The sequence below is a fragment of the Micromonospora ureilytica genome, assembly GCF_015751765.1.
Taxonomy (GTDB): domain Bacteria; phylum Actinomycetota; class Actinomycetes; order Mycobacteriales; family Micromonosporaceae; genus Micromonospora; species Micromonospora ureilytica.
On the sequence record NZ_JADOTX010000001.1, the window covers coordinates 6,974,902 to 6,994,032 of the forward strand.

The 19,131-nt window shown below is 66.1% G+C and carries 12 protein-coding genes, 1 tRNA gene and 3 rRNA genes; 13 read left to right on the forward strand and 3 right to left on the reverse strand.

What is annotated here, in order from left to right:
- The first annotated feature begins 92 nt into the window (after positions 1–92).
- From IW248_RS32160 to IW248_RS32185, 6 genes are all read left to right on the forward strand, one after another.
- Positions 93–166, forward strand: a tRNA-Pro gene (locus IW248_RS32160).
- 138 nt (positions 167–304) lie between these two features.
- Positions 305–1,651 (forward strand): trigger factor, encoded by a 1,347-nt coding sequence (tig, locus tag IW248_RS32165; RefSeq protein ID WP_196929893.1) that lies wholly within the window; start codon positions 305–307, stop codon positions 1,649–1,651.
- Positions 1,652–1,874: 223 nt separating this feature from the next.
- Positions 1,875–2,516, forward strand: coding sequence for an ATP-dependent Clp protease proteolytic subunit (locus IW248_RS32170; protein WP_007464111.1), 642 nt, complete (start codon positions 1,875–1,877; stop codon positions 2,514–2,516).
- Positions 2,517–2,526: 10 nt separating this feature from the next.
- Positions 2,527–3,189, forward strand: coding sequence for an ATP-dependent Clp protease proteolytic subunit (locus IW248_RS32175; RefSeq protein ID WP_030333536.1), 663 nt, complete (start codon positions 2,527–2,529; stop codon positions 3,187–3,189).
- A 210-nt stretch (positions 3,190–3,399) separates the two neighbouring features.
- On the forward strand, positions 3,400–4,695 hold the full coding sequence (gene clpX / locus IW248_RS32180; protein ID WP_124822673.1) for an ATP-dependent Clp protease ATP-binding subunit ClpX: 1,296 nt from the start codon (positions 3,400–3,402) through the stop codon (positions 4,693–4,695).
- Between the two features lie 139 nt (positions 4,696–4,834).
- Complete coding sequence (locus tag IW248_RS32185; protein WP_196929894.1) at positions 4,835–5,632, forward strand: carbon-nitrogen hydrolase family protein; 798 nt, start codon at positions 4,835–4,837, stop codon at positions 5,630–5,632.
- A gap of 3 nt (positions 5,633–5,635) precedes the next feature.
- Here IW248_RS32185 and IW248_RS32190 read toward each other — a convergent pair whose 3' ends face one another.
- Positions 5,636–5,860 carry a hypothetical protein gene (locus tag IW248_RS32190; RefSeq protein ID WP_124822675.1) on the reverse strand — a complete coding sequence of 75 codons (225 nt, stop codon included), beginning with the start codon at positions 5,858–5,860 and terminating at the stop codon, positions 5,636–5,638.
- Between the two features lie 695 nt (positions 5,861–6,555).
- Here IW248_RS32190 and IW248_RS32195 point away from each other — a divergent pair.
- From IW248_RS32195 to rrf, 3 genes are all read left to right on the forward strand, one after another.
- Positions 6,556–8,072 (forward strand): 16S ribosomal RNA (locus IW248_RS32195).
- Positions 8,073–8,461: 389 nt separating this feature from the next.
- Positions 8,462–11,573 (forward strand): 23S ribosomal RNA (locus tag IW248_RS32200).
- An 86-nt stretch (positions 11,574–11,659) separates the two neighbouring features.
- Positions 11,660–11,776 (forward strand): 5S ribosomal RNA (gene rrf / locus IW248_RS32205).
- The 16S, 23S and 5S rRNA genes sit together here, the layout of an rRNA operon.
- Positions 11,777–11,878: 102 nt before the next feature.
- On the opposite strand, the gene IW248_RS32210 is transcribed toward rrf, so the two are convergent.
- A complete protein-coding gene (locus tag IW248_RS32210) occupies positions 11,879–12,565 on the reverse strand; it encodes a hypothetical protein (protein WP_196929895.1) in 687 nt (228 codons plus the stop codon).
- 69 nt (positions 12,566–12,634) lie between these two features.
- Here IW248_RS32210 and IW248_RS32215 point away from each other — a divergent pair, with 69 nt between their 5' ends.
- The 3 genes from IW248_RS32215 to IW248_RS32225 are packed head-to-tail and all read left to right on the forward strand — an operon-like array spanning position 12,635 to position 17,015.
- Positions 12,635–15,253, forward strand: coding sequence for a valine--tRNA ligase (locus IW248_RS32215; RefSeq protein ID WP_196929896.1), 2,619 nt, complete (start codon positions 12,635–12,637; stop codon positions 15,251–15,253).
- Positions 15,250–16,584, forward strand: a complete 1,335-nt coding sequence (locus IW248_RS32220; RefSeq protein ID WP_196929897.1) for a bifunctional folylpolyglutamate synthase/dihydrofolate synthase — start codon at positions 15,250–15,252, stop codon at positions 16,582–16,584. Before IW248_RS32215 ends, IW248_RS32220 begins: the two co-directional genes overlap by 4 nt.
- The gene (locus tag IW248_RS32225) at positions 16,581–17,015 is read left to right on the forward strand and encodes a DUF4233 domain-containing protein (RefSeq protein WP_124815852.1); all 435 of its coding nucleotides are present in this window, start codon (positions 16,581–16,583) and stop codon (positions 17,013–17,015) included. Before IW248_RS32220 ends, IW248_RS32225 begins: the two co-directional genes overlap by 4 nt.
- Positions 17,016–17,058: 43 nt before the next feature.
- On the opposite strand, the gene IW248_RS32230 is transcribed toward IW248_RS32225, so the two are convergent.
- Positions 17,059–18,537, reverse strand: a complete 1,479-nt coding sequence (locus IW248_RS32230) for a VOC family protein (protein ID WP_196929898.1) — start codon at positions 18,535–18,537, stop codon at positions 17,059–17,061.
- A gap of 142 nt (positions 18,538–18,679) precedes the next feature.
- Here IW248_RS32230 and ndk point away from each other — a divergent pair, with 142 nt between their 5' ends.
- Positions 18,680–19,105: a nucleoside-diphosphate kinase gene (gene ndk, locus IW248_RS32235; RefSeq protein WP_091409968.1), complete on the forward strand. Its 426-nt coding sequence runs from the start codon at positions 18,680–18,682 to the stop codon at positions 19,103–19,105.
- The last annotated feature ends 26 nt before the right edge of the window (positions 19,106–19,131 follow it).

Here is a 19,131-nt window from a genome sequence, read left to right on the forward strand (position 1 = left end):
GAGCGGAATGGTAATTTTCGGGTGATGTGTCCGGGTGGGGGATGCCCCGGCACCGACTGAGGCGTGACGACGGCATAGACTGCACGTCGCCACGGGGTGTGGCGCAGCTTGGTAGCGCACTCGCTTTGGGAGCGAGGGGCCGTGGGTTCAAATCCCGCCACCCCGACTGTCGTCCGCGGCCGGGCCCACCCGGGTGCCGCCCAGTGCGGCCCCCGGGCGATGCCGGAGCGTCAGGCCGGCTCGCCTACACTCGATGGGCTGAATCACGCCCAGACTCAACTGAGATCCGTCAAGGAGTACGCCTGTGAAGAGCACCGTCGAGACTCTGAGCCCGACGCGCGTGCGGCTCGCCATCGAGGTGCCGTTCGTCGAGCTCGAGCCGAGCCTCAAGAAGGCGTACCGGGAGATCGGTTCGCAGGTCCAGGTTCCGGGCTTCCGCCGGGGCAAGGTGCCGACCGCGGTGATCGACCAGCGGGTCGGCCGGGGCACCGTCCTCAACGAGGCGGTCCAGGAGGCCATCCCGGAGAACATCCTCGCCGCCGTGCGCGAGCACGACCTGAAGACGCTGGGGCGCCCGGAGGTCGAGATCACCGAGTTCAACGACGGTGACTCGCTGAACTTCACGGCCGAGGTCGACGTCCGCCCGGAGATCACCATCCCGGACGCGAGCACCATCGAGGTGACCGTCGACGAGCTGCAGATCGACGAGACCGAGATCGACGAGCAGGTGAAGAACCTGCGGGAGCGTTTCGCGACCCTCAAGACCGTGGAGCGGGCCGCCGCCGAGGGCGACTTCGTCCAGATCGACCTCAACGCCACCGTCGACGGCGAGGACGTGCCGGGCGGCCAGGCGAGCAACATCTCCCACGAGGTGGGCAGCAAGCAGCTCCTGCCGGGCCTGGACGAGGCCGTGGTCGGCCTTGCCGCCGGTGACGACACCACCTTCACCACCCAGCTGGTCGGCGGCGACTTCGCCGGTCGGGACGCCGAGGTGGCGGTGACCGTGCGCACGGTCAAGGAGAAGGAGCTGCCGGAGCTGAACGACGAGTTCGCCCAGATGGCGAGCGAGTTCGACACGATCGAGGAGCTGCGCGGCGACCTGCGGGCCCGGGTCAACCAGGGCAAGCAGGTCGAGCAGATCTACGCCGCTCGGGACAAGGCCCTCGCCCAGCTGGTCGAGGCCGCCGAGATCCCGGCCCCGGAGGGTGTCGTCCGCGAGGAGGTCGAGAGCCGCAAGCAGGCGATGGTCGACCAGCTGGAGCGGATCGGCGCCTCGATGGAGGAGTACCTCGCGGCCGAGGACAAGACCGAGGAGCAGATCGACACCGAGCTGACCGAGGCGGCGACCGAGGGCGTCAAGGTCCAGCTCCTGCTGGACACGCTTGCCGACGCGGAGGACGTGCAGGTCTCCGACGACGAGTTCGGGCACGAGATCGTGCACCGGGCGCAGCGTGCCGGGATGGCCCCGCAGCAGTACTACGACCAGCTGGTGCGCTCCGGCGCGGCCGCAGCGGTCTTCGGCGACGTGCGGCGGGGCAAGGCGCTCGCGGCCGTCATGGAGAAGATCACGATCAAGGACTCGGCCGGCAACGGGATCACCCTCGACGCGCTGCGCGCCGCCAACGAGGCGGAGCACAACCACGACCACTGATCGTCGGGTGCGGCCGCCGTCCGCCGCTCAGCGGTAGACGGCGGCCGTTTCCCTTTCCGGGGGTATTCCCGGGCAGCAAGCACTGCCGGGTACGCCCGGAAGCCCGCGCCGCGGGTACGCCCGACACAGCTGCGCTGAGAGCGAACACTGCCCCGACCGGGACTCTGCCGCCCCGCACAGCGGTTAGTGTCGGGAAAGACGGTACGGAGAGCGAAGGGCTGCCATGACCGACATGCACATCCCCAAGAAGTCGCTCCGGGCGATTGACGCGCGCGGTGGCGACTCCATTGGCAACCTCGACGACTCGGTCTACAACCGGTTGCTCAAGGAGCGCATCATCTTCCTGGGCAGTGAGGTGACCGACCAGGTCGCCAACCGCATCTGCGCGCAGCTGCTGCTGCTCGCCGCGGAGGACCCGGACCGCGACATCAACCTGTGGATCAACTCGCCGGGTGGCTCGGTCTACTCCGGCATGGCGATCTACGACACCATGCAGTTCATCGACAACGACGTGTCGACCGTGGCGATGGGCATGGCTGCCTCAATGGGTCAGCTGCTGCTCTGCGCGGGCACCAAGGGCAAGCGGTACGCCCTGCCCCACGCACGGATCATGATGCACCAGCCGTCCGGTGGTCTGGGCGGCACGGCGTCCGACATCGCCATCCAGGCGGAGCAGATGCTCTACACGAAGCGGATGTTCCAGGAGCGGGTCGCGCACCACACCGGCCAGAGCCAGTCGCAGATCGAGGCCGACTCGGACCGGGACCGTTGGTTCACCGCCCAGGAGGCCATGGACTACGGCTTCATCGACAAGGTGATCATCGGGGCCGCACAGGTTCCGGATGGCGCCGGGACCCTGAGCTGAGGAGCTGACGATGACCGATCTGAGCCTGCCGCCCCAGTTCGCGGCCGTGCACAACCGCTACGTGCTGCCGTCGTTCGTCGAGCGCACGTCGTACGGGGTCAAGGAGTCGAACCCGTACAACAAGCTCTTCGAGGACCGGATCATCTTCCTCGGCGTCCAGGTGGACGACGCGTCGGCCAACGACGTGATGGCCCAGCTGCTGACGCTCGAGGGCACCGACCCGGACCGCGACATCATCATGTACATCAACTCGCCGGGTGGGTCGTTCACCGCCATGACGGCGATCTACGACACCATGCAGTACGTCCGTCCGGACATCTCGACGGTCTGCCTCGGGCAGGCGGCGAGCGCGGCGGCGGTGCTGCTCTCGGCGGGCACTCCGGGTAAGCGGATGGCCCTGCCGAACTCGCGGATCATCATCCACCAGCCGGCCACCGAGGGCGGCTACGGGCAGGGCTCGGACATCGAGATCCAGGCCCGGGAGATCCTGCGGATGCGTACGCAGCTGGAGGACATGCTGTCCCGCCACTGCAACCGCCCGATCGAGCAGGTTCGCAAGGACATCGACCGTGACAAGATCATGACGGCCGAGGAGTCCAAGGAGTACGGGCTGGTCGACACGATCCTGACCAGTCGTAAGAAGGGTCTGCTGGCGGCCAACGCCGCCCGCTGAGCTGTATCGGGTCAGAGGTTGGCCGGGGCTTGAGTTCCTGGCCGACCTCTGACACACCCGTTTTGGGGGTCGGAGAATGCCCCGCCAGCGGGTAACGTCGGGTCCGTACCGCTTCGCCGGTTCGGCCGGCGGCGCGAACCAAGCCGGGCGGCGCGCAACGTCCGCAGGTCAGGGCCGGGTCTCCGGCCGATGAGTGCAGGGAGAACGTAGGTGGCACGGATCGGTGACGGCGGCGACCTACTGAAATGCTCCTTCTGCGGCAAGTCGCAGAAGCAGGTCAAGAAGCTCATCGCGGGCCCAGGGGTCTACATCTGCGACGAGTGCATCGATCTCTGTAACGAGATCATCGAAGAGGAGCTGGCCGAGTCCGGCGAGGTGAAGTGGGAAGAGCTTCCCAAGCCGATGGAGATCTGCCAGTTCCTCGACACCTACGTCGTGGGACAGGATCAGGCCAAGAAGGCGCTCGCGGTCGCGGTCTACAACCACTACAAGCGCATCCAGGCCGAGGCGGCCAACGCGCCCGGCTCCGGCAGTGACGCCGTCGAGCTGGCCAAGTCCAACATCCTGCTGCTCGGCCCGACGGGGTGCGGCAAGACCCACCTGGCGCAGACCCTCGCCCGGATGTTGAACGTCCCGTTCGCCATCGCCGACGCCACCGCGCTGACCGAGGCGGGCTACGTCGGCGAGGACGTGGAGAACATCCTCCTCAAGCTGATCCAGGCCGCCGACTACGACATCAAGCGCGCCGAGACCGGCATCATCTACATCGACGAGGTCGACAAGATCGCCCGCAAGTCGGAAAATCCGTCGATCACGCGGGATGTCTCCGGTGAGGGCGTGCAGCAGGCCCTGCTCAAGATGCTTGAGGGCACGACGGCCAACGTGCCGCCGCAGGGTGGCCGCAAGCACCCGCACCAGGAGTTCATCCAGATCGACACCACAAACGTGCTGTTCATCTGTGGTGGCGCGTTCGCCGGCCTCGACCAGATCATCGAGTCCCGCACCGGGCAGGGCGGCACCGGCTTCGGCGCCCGGCTCCGGTCGGTGTCCGATCGGTCGACTGACGACATCTTCAGCCAGGTCATGCCGGAAGACATGCTCAAGTTCGGGCTGATCCCCGAGTTCGTCGGCCGGCTGCCGGTGATCACCAACGTGCGCAGCCTGGACCGCAGCGCTCTCGTACGGATCCTCACCGAGCCCCGCAACGCCCTGGTCCGGCAATACCAGCGCCTGTTCGAGCTGGACGGTGTCGAGCTCGAGTTCGACGAGCCGGCGTTGGAAGCCATCGCCGACCAGGCGATGCTGCGGGGCACCGGTGCCCGTGGTCTTCGGGCCATCATCGAGGAGGTCCTGCTCTCCGCGATGTACGAGGTGCCGAGCAACCCCGACGCCGCCCGCGTGCTGATCACCCGCGAGGTCGTCCTGGAGAACGTCAACCCGACGATCGTGCCGCGTGAGTTCACCGGGCGCCGGGCCCGGCGCGACCGCGAAGAGAAGTCCGCCTGATCCTTTCCGCGTCACGCCGGCCGTCCGATCCTGACGCGGCCGGCGTGATCGTGTTCGGCGGCGCTTTCCCATGACCAACCGGGCGGCTGACCAAATCGTGACGCTGTCCGTGAGCGCCCTCCAGCCGTACCCTTTGCTCATGCGTGTCGCCGTCTGTCAGCTGAACGCCCGGGACGACCGTAAGGCCAATCTGGCGGCCGCGGAGGCCTTACTGGAGCGCGCCGCCGCCGGCGGCGCGGATCTCGCCGTCCTCCCGGAGTACGTCGACTACCTGGGTCCCGCCGCTGGGCTGCCGGAACCGGAGCCGGTCGACGGGGAGGTGGGCAGCTTCTTCGCCGAGGTCGCCCGGCGGCTCGGGATCTGGTTGGTGGCCGGCTCGTTCCACGAGGCCGGCCCGGACCCGGACCACACCTGGAACACGTCGCTGGTCTTCGACCGTTCCGGCAGCCTGGCCGCGAGCTATCGCAAAATCCACCTGTACGACGTGGAGATCCCCGGCCGGGTCTCCTACCGGGAGTCGGCGAGCGTCGCGCCCGGGGTGCAACCGGTGGTGGTCGACGTCGAGGGGCTGCGGGTCGGCCTGTCGATCTGTTACGACCTGCGCTTCCCGGAGCTGTACCGGTTGCTCGCGTCCGACGGCGGCGCGCAGCTGCTGGTGGTGCCGGCCGCATTCATGATGCACACCGGGCGGGACCACTGGGAGGTTCTGCTGCGGGCCAGGGCGATCGAGAACCAGTGTTTCGTGGCGGCGGCCGGTCAGACCGGCGACCACGAGCCGGGCCGCACCTGCTTCGGGCGCAGCATGGTGGTCGACCCGTGGGGGACGGTCATCGCCCAGGTGCCGGACGGCCCGGGGGTCTCCCTCGTCGACCTGGACCTCGATCGGCTCGACGTGATCCGCGCCGAGCTGCCCAGCCTGGCCAACCGCCGGCTCTGAGCCTCAGCCCTCCAGCAGGACGCCGATCACCGCGAACCCGGCGATGGCCGCCGCAGTGACCAGCAGCGCCGTGGTCATCCGGGACCTGCCCCGTCGGGCCAGTCGTCCGACCGAGAGCACGAGTACGACCAGCACGACCGCACCGATCACCACCTGCCAGAACGGCCCGATGAGGCCGAGCAGCGCCTGCTCGGCGAACACCGTGGCACCGTGCCCGGACTCATCCATGCCTGACACTCTGGCACGTTGAGGTGGCCCGCGTCCTCGGCTGTACCGAGGAGCGTGGCAGGCGGCTCGTCCGAACCAGTGATGAACCCTGATTTGCCTTCTCCGGGCTGTCCGCGTAACTTTCTCTCTGCACGGGGGAGGCCGGACAAACGGGCCGAGAACGGGCGCCAGGCTCGTGGCGGGAACGCCGAGCGAGACTGAGGATCGGGCGGTGCGGGACACCCCGGAAACGGGGTTGCGAACGCGAAGCCGACCGGGTAGAGTTCTGAAGCCGGCAGGAGCCGGGCAGAGAGCCGCGAAGCGGCGATCGGCCGGTCTGCGGTTTCCCACGACAGAAACGAACGTCGGAAACGACGCGCGTCATCGTGGAGTCGAACAAGTAAGAGTATCCGCAATGTCGGGTGAAGCACGACGAACCGCGAAATATCGGTTTGACACGGCGGAATCGAGCGGGTAACGTAGTAAAAGTGCCTGGCGCTGAAAACGCCGGTGCGCGGAGCGGTAAAAGCCCCGAGATGGGTTCCACTGAGGTGGGGCTTCTGGTCGGTGTGTGGTTGTTCTTTGAGAACTCAACAGGGTGCTTGTAAAGCCAGTGCCAATTATGATTTATACCCCGGACTGGTCAGTTTTTGCTGGCTGGTTGGGATTCCTTTGGCAACATTTGTTTGTTGTCAGGATGCTGTTCAACTAATTTTTTGTTGGAGAGTTTGATCCTGGCTCAGGACGAACGCTGGCGGCGTGCTTAACACATGCAAGTCGAGCGGAAAGGCCCTTCGGGGTACTCGAGCGGCGAACGGGTGAGTAACACGTGAGCAACCTGCCCCAAGCTTTGGGATAACCCTCGGAAACGGGGGCTAATACCGAATATTACTTCTGGCCGCATGGCTGGTGGTGGAAAGTTTTTCGGCTTGGGATGGGCTCGCGGCCTATCAGCTTGTTGGTGGGGTGATGGCCTACCAAGGCGATGACGGGTAGCCGGCCTGAGAGGGCGACCGGCCACACTGGGACTGAGACACGGCCCAGACTCCTACGGGAGGCAGCAGTGGGGAATATTGCACAATGGGCGGAAGCCTGATGCAGCGACGCCGCGTGAGGGATGACGGCCTTCGGGTTGTAAACCTCTTTCAGCAGGGACGAAGCGAGAGTGACGGTACCTGCAGAAGAAGCACCGGCCAACTACGTGCCAGCAGCCGCGGTAAGACGTAGGGTGCGAGCGTTGTCCGGATTTATTGGGCGTAAAGAGCTCGTAGGCGGCTTGTCGCGTCGACCGTGAAAACTTGGGGCTCAACTCCAAGCCTGCGGTCGATACGGGCAGGCTAGAGTTCGGTAGGGGAGACTGGAATTCCTGGTGTAGCGGTGAAATGCGCAGATATCAGGAGGAACACCGGTGGCGAAGGCGGGTCTCTGGGCCGATACTGACGCTGAGGAGCGAAAGCGTGGGGAGCGAACAGGATTAGATACCCTGGTAGTCCACGCTGTAAACGTTGGGCGCTAGGTGTGGGGGACCTCTCCGGTTTCCTGTGCCGCAGCTAACGCATTAAGCGCCCCGCCTGGGGAGTACGGCCGCAAGGCTAAAACTCAAAGGAATTGACGGGGGCCCGCACAAGCGGCGGAGCATGCGGATTAATTCGATGCAACGCGAAGAACCTTACCTGGGTTTGACATGGCCGCAAAACTCGCAGAGATGTGAGGTCCTTCGGGGGCGGTCACAGGTGGTGCATGGCTGTCGTCAGCTCGTGTCGTGAGATGTTGGGTTAAGTCCCGCAACGAGCGCAACCCTCGTTCGATGTTGCCAGCGCGTTATGGCGGGGACTCATCGAAGACTGCCGGGGTCAACTCGGAGGAAGGTGGGGATGACGTCAAGTCATCATGCCCCTTATGTCCAGGGCTTCACGCATGCTACAATGGCCGGTACAATGGGCTGCGATACCGTGAGGTGGAGCGAATCCCAAAAAGCCGGTCTCAGTTCGGATCGGGGTCTGCAACTCGACCCCGTGAAGTCGGAGTCGCTAGTAATCGCAGATCAGCAACGCTGCGGTGAATACGTTCCCGGGCCTTGTACACACCGCCCGTCACGTCACGAAAGTCGGCAACACCCGAAGCCGGTGGCCCAACCCCTTGTGGGAGGGAGCCGTCGAAGGTGGGGCTGGCGATTGGGACGAAGTCGTAACAAGGTAGCCGTACCGGAAGGTGCGGCTGGATCACCTCCTTTCTAAGGAGCACCTTCACCTGAAAGGGTGCAAGGAGCCCGCGGCCCACGTATGTTGGGTCGGGGTGCTCAGATGGCGGAGACACTGGCAAGTTTTGCCCTGGCAACGGCCGGCGGCGCTTAGTACAGCCTAACTTTCGGGTTGGTGGGAACGGTTGCTGTTGGTGCGGCTGGGGGAGAATGTGAGCACCCTGTTGGGTCCTGAAGGAACAACCATTGGTTGTTGTTTCAGAGACTTGGCCAGCCTCCCGTTGTGGGGGCTGGAAGTCTGCCAGGCATGGCCTGGCCCCACATACCGCTGGTCCCCTTGGGACTGGGTTTTGGTGTGGGGCGGATCGGGTTGTGGGTTGGTCGTTTGTTGAGAATTGCACAGTGGACGCGAGCATCTTTGTGGTCAAGTTGTCAAGGGCGAACGGTGAATGCCTTGGCACCAGGAGCCGATGAAGGACGTGGGAGGCCGCGATAGGCCTGGGGGAGCTGTCAACCAAGCTGTGATCCCAGGGTGTCCGAATGGGGAAACCTGGCACCAGTCATGTGGTGTCACCCACACCTGAACACATAGGGTGTGTGGAGGGAACGCGGGGAAGTGAAACATCTCAGTACCCGTAGGAAGAGAAAACAATTTAGTGATTCCGTGAGTAGTGGCGAGCGAAAGCGGATCGAGGCTAAACCGGCTGCGTGTGATACCTGTCAGGGGTTGCGTGGTCGGGGTTGTGGGACCCTGCTAAACAAGCTGACACTTGTTTGAGAAGTTACAAAGTTAGTGGCTAGTCGAACAGTCTGGAATGGCTGACCGTAGACGGTGAAAGTCCGGTAGGTGAAAGTTGCTGACCTTCTGTGGGTGTTCCCGAGTAGCGGCGGACCCCTGAAATCTGCCGTGAATCTGCCAGGACCACCTGGTAAGCCTAAATACTTCCTGGTGACCGATAGCGGACAAGTACCGTGAGGGAATGGTGAAAAGTACCCCGGGAGGGGAGTGAAATAGTACCTGAAACCGTTCGCCTACAATCCGTCGGAGCCTTACGGGGTGACGGCGTGCCTTTTGAAGAATGAGCCTGCGAGTTAGTGGCATGTGGCGAGGTTAACCCGTGTGGGGGAGCCGTAGCGAAAGCGAGTCTGAATAGGGCGATTCAGTCGCGTGTCCTAGACCCGAAGCGGAGTGATCTAGCCATGGGCAGGCTGAAGCGCGGGTAAGACCGCGTGGAGGGCCGAACCCACCAATGTTGAAAAATTGGGGGATGACCTGTGGTTAGGGGTGAAAGGCCAATCAAACTCCGTGATAGCTGGTTCTCCCCGAAATGCATTTAGGTGCAGCGTCGCGTGTTTCTTGCCGGAGGTAGAGCACTGGATGGTCTAGGGGGCCCACAAGCTTACCGAAATCAGCCAAACTCCGAATGCCGGTAAGTGAGAGCGCGGCAGTGAGACTGCGGGGGATAAGCTTCGTAGTCGAGAGGGAAACAGCCCAGATCACCAGCTAAGGCCCCTAAGCGTGTGCTAAGTGGAAAAGGATGTGGGGTCGCATAGACAACCAGGAGGTTGGCTTAGAAGCAGCCACCCTTTAAAGAGTGCGTAATAGCTCACTGGTCAAGTGGTTCCGCGCCGACAATGTAGCGGGGCTCAAGCACACCGCCGAAGCTGTGGCATTCACATTTTAACCTCGCTTGGACTTGATTCCTTGTGCAGGTGTGTGGATGGGTAGGGGAGCGTCGTGCCGCGAGTGAAGCAGCGGGGTGACCCAGTTGTGGACGCGGCACGAGTGAGAATGCAGGCATGAGTAGCGAAAGAAGGGTGAGAAACCCTTCCGCCGGATGACCAAGGGTTCCAGGGCCAGGCTAATCCGCCCTGGGTGAGTCGGGACCTAAGGCGAGGCCGAGAGGCGTAGTCGATGGACAACGGGTTGATATTCCCGTACCCGCGAAAGAGCGTCCCTGATGAACCTCGTTGTGCTAACCGCCCGAACTTGGTGAGGTCTTCGGACTGATCTGAGGGAGCGTGGGAACCTGATGGGTAGTAGTCAAGCGATGGGGTGACGCAGGAAGGTAGCTGAGCCCGGCCGGTGGTTGTGCCGGGGTAAGCGTGTAGGCCGTGTTGTAGGCAAATCCGCAACACACATAGGCTGAGACGTGATGCCGAGCCGATTCAGGTGAAGTCAGTGATCCTATGCTGCCGAGAAAAGCCTCTAGCGAGTTCTTAGCGGCCCGTACCCCAAACCGACACAGGTGGTCAGGTAGAGAATACCGAGGCGATCGGGCGAACTGTGGTTAAGGAACTCGGCAAATTGCCCCCGTAACTTAGGGAGAAGGGGGGCCGGAGACGTGAAGCCCCGCGCGGGTGGAGCGTTGTATGGCCGCAGAGAGCAGGGGGAAGCGACTGTTTACTAAAAACACAGGTCCATGCGAAGAAGTAATTCGATGTATATGGACTGACGCCTGCCCGGTGCTGGAACGTTAAGGGGACCTGTTAGCTCTTTCGGGGGCGAAGCGGAGAACTTAAGCGCCAGTAAACGGCGGTGGTAACTATAACCATCCTAAGGTAGCGAAATTCCTTGTCGGGTAAGTTCCGACCTGCACGAATGGCGTAACGACTTCCCCACTGTCTCAACCACAGGCCCGGCGAAATTGCAGTACGAGTAAAGATGCTCGTTACGCGCGGCAGGACGGAAAGACCCCGGGACCTTTACTATAGCTTGACATTGGTACTCGAATTAGCTTGTGTAGGATAGGTGGGAGCCGGTGAAGTCCATACGCCAGTATGGGTGGAGGCAATCTTGAAATACCACTCTGGTTGATTTGGGTATCTAACTTCGGACCGTTATCCGGTTCAGGGACAGTGTCTGGTGGGTAGTTTAACTGGGGCGGTTGCCTCCTAAAAGGTAACGGAGGCGCCCAAAGGTTCCCTCAGCCTGGTTGGCAATCAGGTGTTGAGTGCAAGTACACAAGGGAGCTTGACTGTGAGACTGACAGGTCGAGCAGGGACGAAAGTCGGGACTAGTGATCCGGCACTTGCGAGTGGAAGCGGTGTCGCTCAACGGATAAAAGGTACCCCGGGGATAACAGGCTGATCTTCCCCAAGAGTCCATATCGACGGGATGGTTTGGCACCTCGATGTCGGCTCGTCGCATCCTGGGGCTGTAGCAGGTCCCAAGGGTTGGGCTGTTCGCCCATTAAAGCGGTACGCGAGCTGGGTTTAGAACGTCGTGAGACAGTTCGGTCCCTATCCGCCGTGCGCGTAGGATACTTGAGAAGGGCTGTCCCTAGTACGAGAGGACCGGGACGGACGAACCTCTGGTGTGCCAGTTGTCCTGCCAAGGGCACGGCTGGTTAGCTACGTTCGGAAGGGATAACCGCTGAAAGCATCTAAGCGGGAAGCCTGCTTCAAGATGAGGTATCCCACCCACCTTGGTGGGGTAAGGCCCCCAGCTAGACGACTGGGTTGATAGGCCGGAAATGTAAGCCCGGTAACGGGTTCAGTTGACCGGTACTAATAGGCCGAGGACTTGACTACTAAGCTGCTACGCGTCCACTGTGCAACTCTGAACAAGCGAACACCCGTGACATTATGCCCGGGGTTGTTTGACATGTTCATAGAGTTACGGCGGTCATGGCGGAGGGGAAACGCCCGGTTACATTCCGAACCCGGAAGCTAAGCCCTCCAGCGCCGATGGTACTGCACTCGTGAGGGTGTGGGAGAGTAGGACGCCGCCGGACAATCTTTCAGAAAAGGCCACCCCTTTCGGGGGTGGCCTTTTCTGCGTTCCCTCGGATTGTCGATCGGCTTGGGTTCACCGAGTCGATCAACGACCCGACGTGTCAGTCCCGGGTCTGCATGCCGTCGCGGAGGTTGCGCAGCAGGCCGCCCGCGTCGCTGACCGACCGACCCGGGAACATCGCCATGACCACGCTGCCGTGGTCGGCCCAGCCGCACACCGCGAAGTCCCCGCCCTCGCCGCTGGTGTTGCCGCACTTCAGCACCCCGCCGAGATCGCCCGCGGGCAGCTCCCGCAGGCCGTTCACCGCACCGGTCTCGTCCGACATCAGGCGGAAGAGGCTGTCCAGGTCCCGTTCCGGCTGCCAGAGCAGGGTGGTGCCCCCGAAGATGAGCACCGAGCGTTTGTCGTCGGCCGGGTCGCGGTAGACCGTGCCGAAACTGCGGTCCAGTTCGATGTTCGCCGCCAGACCGCTGCGCAGATAGTCGGCAGTGCTCTTCGCCCGCTCGCTGTCGTCGCGGGTCAGACCCGCCACCCGATCGGGTGAGGTCAGTTGGGTGTCCTTCTGCTGTGCTACCCGCCACCCACCGACACCGAGCACCGCGGCGCCGGCGAGGCCGACCACCAGTGCGGCCGTCCAACCGATCTTGCGGCGGCGTGACCAGCCGGCGGACCCCTCGTCGGGGTCGCCTCCGGGGTCCCGGGTGCTCAGCTGGATCGGCTCTTCGGTCAGCTCGACCGGCTCGCGGCCGCCGTCGCGCGACCGCTCGGTGAGATGTGCGTCGGACATAGCCGACACCGTACGCGAACGGCAGGTGGCGCACGTCAGGTCTGCGGAAGCCCTCCGTAGACTTGTCCGGTGACCGAGAGACTGGATGCCCGACGCCCCGACGCCCCGACCCTTGCCGGCCAGTACCAGCCCGGTGAGGTAGAGCAGCGACGGTACGAGCAGTGGGTAGCCGGCGGGCACTTCCGGGCCTCCGCCGACAGCGACAAGCCCCCCTTCACCATCGTCATCCCGCCGCCGAACGTCACCGGCTCACTGCACATGGGCCACGCGTTCGAGCACACGTTGATGGACGCGTTGACCCGACGTAAGCGGATGCAGGGCTTCGAGGCGCTGTGGCTGCCGGGCATGGACCACGCCGGCATCGCCACCCAGAACCTGGTCGAGCGCCAGCTCGCCGCCGAGGGTCTTTCCCGGCACGATCTCGGCCGGGAGAAGTTCGTCGAGCGGGTCTGGCAGTGGAAGGCCGAGTCCGGTGGCGCCATCCTCGGCCAGATGCGCCGCCTCGGCGACTCCGTCGACTGGGACCGCGAGCGCTTCACGATGGACGCGGGGCTGACCCGCGCCGTCCAGACGATCTTCAAGAAGCTCTTCGACGACGGCCTCATCTACCGGGCCAACCGGATCATCAACTGGTGTCCGCGCTGCCTCACTGCGCTCTCCGACATCGAGGTCGAGCACACCGACGACGACGGCGAGCTGATCTCGATCCGCTACAGCGACGAGGTCGTGGTGGCCACCACCCGCGCCGAGACGATGCTCGGCGACACCGCGGTGGCGGTGCACCCCGACGACGAGCGCTACCAGCACCTGATCGGCACGGAGGTCGAGCTGCCGCTGACCGGCCGCCGGATCCCGATCGTCGCCGACGCGCACGTCGACCCGTCGTTCGGCACCGGAATGGTCAAGGTGACGCCCGCCCACGACCCGAACGACTTCGAGATCGGCCAGCGGCACGGCCTGCCCGCGCTCACCGTGATGGACGAGCGCGGTGTGATCACCGTGCCCGGCCCGTTCGAGGGGTTGGACCGGTTCGAGGCGCGGCCCGCGATCGTGGCGGCGCTGCGGGAGCAGGGCCTGATCGTCGCCGAGAAGCGCCCGTACGTGCACGCGGTCGGGCACTGCTCGCGCTGCAAGACCACTGTCGAGCCGCGGCTGTCGCTGCAGTGGTTCGTCAACACCGCCCCGCTGGCCCAGGCCGCGGGTGACGCGGTGCGCGACGGTCGGGTCCGCATCGAGCCGGCCGAGTTGGCCAAGCGCTACTTCGCCTGGGTCGACAACATGCACGACTGGTGCATCTCCCGCCAGCTGTGGTGGGGGCACCGCATCCCGGTCTGGTACGGCCCGGCGGGTGAGATCGTCTGCGTCGGCCCCGACGAGGCGCCGCCGACCGGCGAGGGCTGGCACCAGGACGAGGACGTCCTGGACACCTGGTTCTCCAGCGGTCTGTGGCCGTTCTCCACGCTGGGCTGGCCCGAGCAGACCCCGGACCTGGCGAAGTTCTACCCGACCAGCGTGCTGGTCACCGGGTACGACATCCTGTTCTTCTGGGTCGCCCGGATGATGATGTTCGGCCTCTACGCGATGGACGGCCGGCCGCCCTTCGACGTGGTCGCGTTGCACGGCATGGTGCGCGACCAGTTCGGCAAGAAGATGTCGAAGTCGTTCGGCAACGTGGTCGACCCGCTGGACTGGATCGACAGGTACGGCGCCGACGCCACCCGGTTCACCCTGGCGCGGGGCGCGAACCCCGGCCAGGACGTCCCGGTCAGCGAGGAGTGGTGCCAGGGCTCGCGCAACTTCTGCAACAAGCTTTGGAACGCCACCCGGTTCGCCCTGATGAACGGCGCGCACACCACTGGCGACCTGCCTCCCACCGAGCAGCTCTCCACCGTCGACCGATGGATCCTGTCCCGGTTGGCGCACGTCACCGCCGAGGTCGACGAGCAGTTCGAGGCGTACGAGTTCGCCAAGGTGTGTGACCTGCTGTACCACTTCGCCTGGGACGACGTCTGCGACTGGTACGTCGAGCTGAGCAAGCCGGTGCTCGCTGAGGGCGGTGAGCGCGCGGAGGCCAGCCGCCGGGTGCTCGGGCACGTGCTCGACCAGCTGCTGCGGCTGCTGCACCCGGTCATCCCGTTCGTCACCGAGGAGTTGTGGCTCGCGCTGACCGGCGGCGAGACGGTGCAGGCCGCCGCCTGGCCGGTGGCCGACCGGTCGCTGATCGACGACGCCGCCGAGGCCGAGCTGGTCGGCGTGCAGCGGGTGGTCACCGAGATCCGGCGGTTCCGCTCCGACCAGGGGCTGCGCCCGACGCAGCGGGTGGCTGCCCGCCTGGACGGGCTGTCCGGCGCGGGTATCGCGGCCCACGAACCGCTGATCCGTTCGCTGGTCCGGCTGGATCCGGCCGGTGACGACTTCCAGGCCAGCGCCACGCTGGCCATGCCCGGCGCGGTCGGTGTCGCGTTGGACACCCGGGGGTCGATCGACGTGGCCGCCGAGCGGGCCCGGCTGACGAAGGACCGCGCAGCCGCCGAGAAGGAGGTCGCGCAGGCCCGGGCGAAGCTCGACAACCCTGCCTTCATCGGCAAGGCCCCCGAGCCGGTGGTCGCGAAGATCCGCGACCGGCTCGCCACCGCCGAGGCCGACCTGGTCCGGATCGACGCTGCTCTGGAGACACTGCCCTCGTGACCGACCGTACCGATTTCGCCGCCGTCGAAGCCGAGCTGAACGCCCGCGGCTTCACCCGCATGGTCTTCGAGCTGGACCGGATCGAGTCGCTGCTCGACCTGCTCGGCAGCCCACAGCGGGCGTACCCCGCGATCCACCTGACCGGCACCAACGGCAAGACCTCCACCGCGCGGATGATCGACTCGCTGCTGCGGTCGCACGGACTGCACACCGGGCGGTACACCAGCCCGCACCTGGAGACCGTCCGGGAGCGGATCAGCCTGGACGGGGAGCCGGTCAGCGAGGAACGGTTCACTTCGGTGTACCGCGAGATCAAGCCGCTGGCCGAGCTGGTCGACGCGCGGTCGGACGAGCCGCTGACGTACTTCGACATGACCACCGCGCTGGCGTTCGCCACGTTCGCCGACGCGCCTGTCGACATCGCGGTGGTCGAGGTCGGCCTCGGCGGTGCAGAGGACGCCACAAACGTTCTCCAGGCCGGGGTCTGCGTGATCACCCCGATCGGGCTGGACCACACCGAGTGGCTCGGCGACACGCTTCAGGACATCGCGTTGGCCAAGGCCGGCATCATCCACCCGGGCGCCACCGTGATCGCGGCAGCGCAGGAGGAGGAGGCCGCCGGTCCCCTCCTCGAACGCTGCGCCGAGGTCGGGGCCACCATCGCCCGGGAGGGCGGCGAGTTCGGCGTACTGGGTCGGGCGGTCGCAGTCGGCGGGCAGGTGCTCACCCTCCAGGGCCTGGGCGGCGTGTACGACGATGTCTTCATCCCGCTGCACGGCGCCCATCAGGCGCAGAACGCGGCGGTGGCGCTCGCCGCCGTGGAGGCGTTCCTGGGTGCGGGGGCCCGACGTCAGCTGGACATCGAGGCGGTCCGGGAGGGCTTCGCCTCGACCAGCTCCCCGGGCCGGCTGGAGCGGGTTCGGAACGCCCCGACCATCCTGCTGGACGGTGCGCACAACCCGCACGGCATGAAGGCCACCGTCACCGCGCTCCAGGAGGAGTTCGCGTTCAGCAAGCTGGTGGCCGTGATCGGCGTACTCGCCGACAAGGACGCGGAAGCGATGCTGGAGCTGCTGGAGCCGGTGGTCGACCAGGTGGTGGTCACCCGCAACAGCTCGCCACGGGCGATGCCGACGGACGAACTCACCGCGCTGACCGCCGAGATCTTCGGCGAGGAGCGGGTGGCCTCGGCGGAGGAGATGCCGGACGCCATCGAGTTGGCGGTGGCGATGGCCGAGGAAGACGTCCCAGGTGAGCTGAGCGGCGTCGGGGTGCTGATCACGGGTTCCGTGGTGACGGTCGCCGACGCGCGCAGGCTGCTGAAGCGATGACCAGCCCGGAGCGGGACCCGCACACCACCGAGGACCCGACCGGCCCGCCGGCCGAGCAGCCGGTGGGGGAGGAGCCCACGACCGGGCAGCCGAGGCGCTCCGGGTTGCGCAACCCGGAGCGGGCGGTACGCGGTCTCGGTGCTGGCACGCTCAGCCTGGAGGCGCTGGTGCTCCTGCTGGCGATCCAGCCGATCCGGGTGGTCGGCGGTGACCTCGGCGGCGCCGCGATCGGTGCGGTGGTGGCACTGGCAGTGGCCGCCGTGGTGCTCGCCGGCATGATGCGCCGCCCCTGGGCCTGGAACGCCGGCACCGTGCTCCAGGGCCTGCTGTTGCTGGGCGGTCTGCTGCACTGGTCGCTGCTCGGGCTGGGCATCATCTTCGCCCTGGTCTGGGCGTACGCGTTGCACGTTCGCCGCGTCATCCTCGGCTGACGCTTGACCCGGCCGGTGGCACCCCCGGCGCGAACGGGCCGGTTCAGGCGTCGGCGCGTTCGCGCCACTGGGTGAGCGCGACGCCGTGGCCGTCCGGGTCGCGGAAGGCCGCCGCCCATCCCTCCAGCTTGGTGCCCCGGTTGACCACGCGGGGCGCGTACGTGAAGCGGACGCCCGACTCGCGCAACCGCTCGTACGCCGCCTCGATGTCGTTCACCTCGAGATTGACGTGCACCAGTCGGCGGCTGATGGGCGCTGCCCCGCTCACCTCGCGCAGGACGATCCGGGTCGCCCCGGAGGCGAGGACGGCGTTGTGGGCGCCCTGGTCGACCTCGCTGAAGCCGAGCACGTCGCGGTAGAAGCCGAGCGACCGGGGCAGGTCGGTGACCAGCAGGGTGAGACCCACCCCGCTGATCGGCGCGGCCGAGCCGCCGTCGAACCCGAAGATCGCCCGGTCAAGTTCCTCGTCGGTCACTGTCGTGCGGGCTGCCCCGGCCGGTGCAGGGTCGTCCAGCGGGAGGTCGAGGGGGTCCAGCGGGTCGACCAAACCGGGGCCGGACCGCTGTGTGGGCGATGGGTCGGAGCGCTGCGCGCTGGGCGGGTCCGAGCGCGGCGCGCTGGGCGGGTCGACGAAGTCGTCGGAGGGCGGGGTGGTCGGGCCGTCCGCCTCCGGAGCGTCGGGCCGGTCGGTGGTGGGTTCGTCGAAGCGCTCCTCGACGGGCGGGCGCGGCGCGGGAGTGGTTGCCCGTCGGGGCAGCCCACCGGCCTGCGGTTCGACGACGACGCCCTCCAGCACCATCGGGCCACCCGGGCTCTGGTGCATCACCACGGGCTCGCGCTCCTCGGGCACGACGACCGGGTCGTCACGTCGGAGGTCGTCACGCCGGAGGTCGTCACGCCGGGGGTCGGTGCGCAGAGGGTCACCGAGCGGGTCCCGGAACGGGTCACCGACCGGGTCGCGGAAGTCGTCGCGGAAGTCGTCGTCCGGCGCACGGTCGGCCCAGGGTGGCGCGTCCTGCTGGATCAGCAGTTCGTCCATCGCCTCCGCGTCGGCGAACTCGGGCGGGAGATCGGCGACGGCGGCGGCGGTCTCGGCGTGGGTGGGCACCTCGTCCCAGAGGACCTTGACGTGCCGCTGGTCGTCCAACGCGACCCGGATCGGCAGGGTCTGGCCCAGCGACGGCCACTTGGAGACCGGCACCCTCGGCTCGATGATCTTCTTGGACCGCGGCGGCAGACCAGGGGCATCGATCACCAGTTGCAGTTCGCAGCGGCCGAACGCGTACTGGGTGGGTGGTTCGGAGGCGCTGTGCACGTGCCCGACACCGACGACCCACGTGCGACCGCCGCCGCGGACGGTCGCCAGCGCGATCGCCAGCACCAGCAGGGCGACCCCGAGAGCCACGATGGCCCAACTGGTCATGCCCAGCCCGAACAGGACGATGAACGTGGCCACGGTGCCCAGCACCGTGCCGATCAGCTTGCGTACCGGCGCGATGGGTCGGTTCCCGCCATTCGCCACAGTGGACCTCCCGGGGGTCAGGGCCAGGCTAGGCCGGATCGGCCACCGGGGGAAAGACCGGCCGCCGCGCCGGCGCCGGGACCGGGTCGCTAGGCTGACCGTACCGATCCCAAGCGTTCAGTGCGTACAGGAGGAACCCAGCGTGTCCAGCAACAGCCCGGATGAGCGCAGCCTCGTTCTGATCAAGCCCGACGCGGTCCGCCGCGGCCTGGTCGGCGAGGTCCTCTCCCGCTTCGAGCGCAAGGGGCTGCGGATCGACGCGATGGTGCACCGGACGATGGACGCCGCGCTCGCCGACGAGCACTACGCCGAGCACGTCGACAAGGCGTTCTACCCGCCGCTGAAGGACTTCATGACCGGCGGCCCACTGGTCGCCCTGGTGCTCTCCGGCGACCAGGTCATCGACGTGGTCCGCGGGCTGGTCGGCGCCACCGACGGGCGCAAGGCCGCCGCTGGCACCATCCGGGGTGACCTGTCGCTGTCCAACCGGGAGAACCTGGTGCACGCCTCCGACTCGACGGACAGCGCCAAGCGCGAGATCGCGCTCTGGTTCCCCGAGCTGGGCTGACGCCCACCGCCCAGGGGCCGACCGAC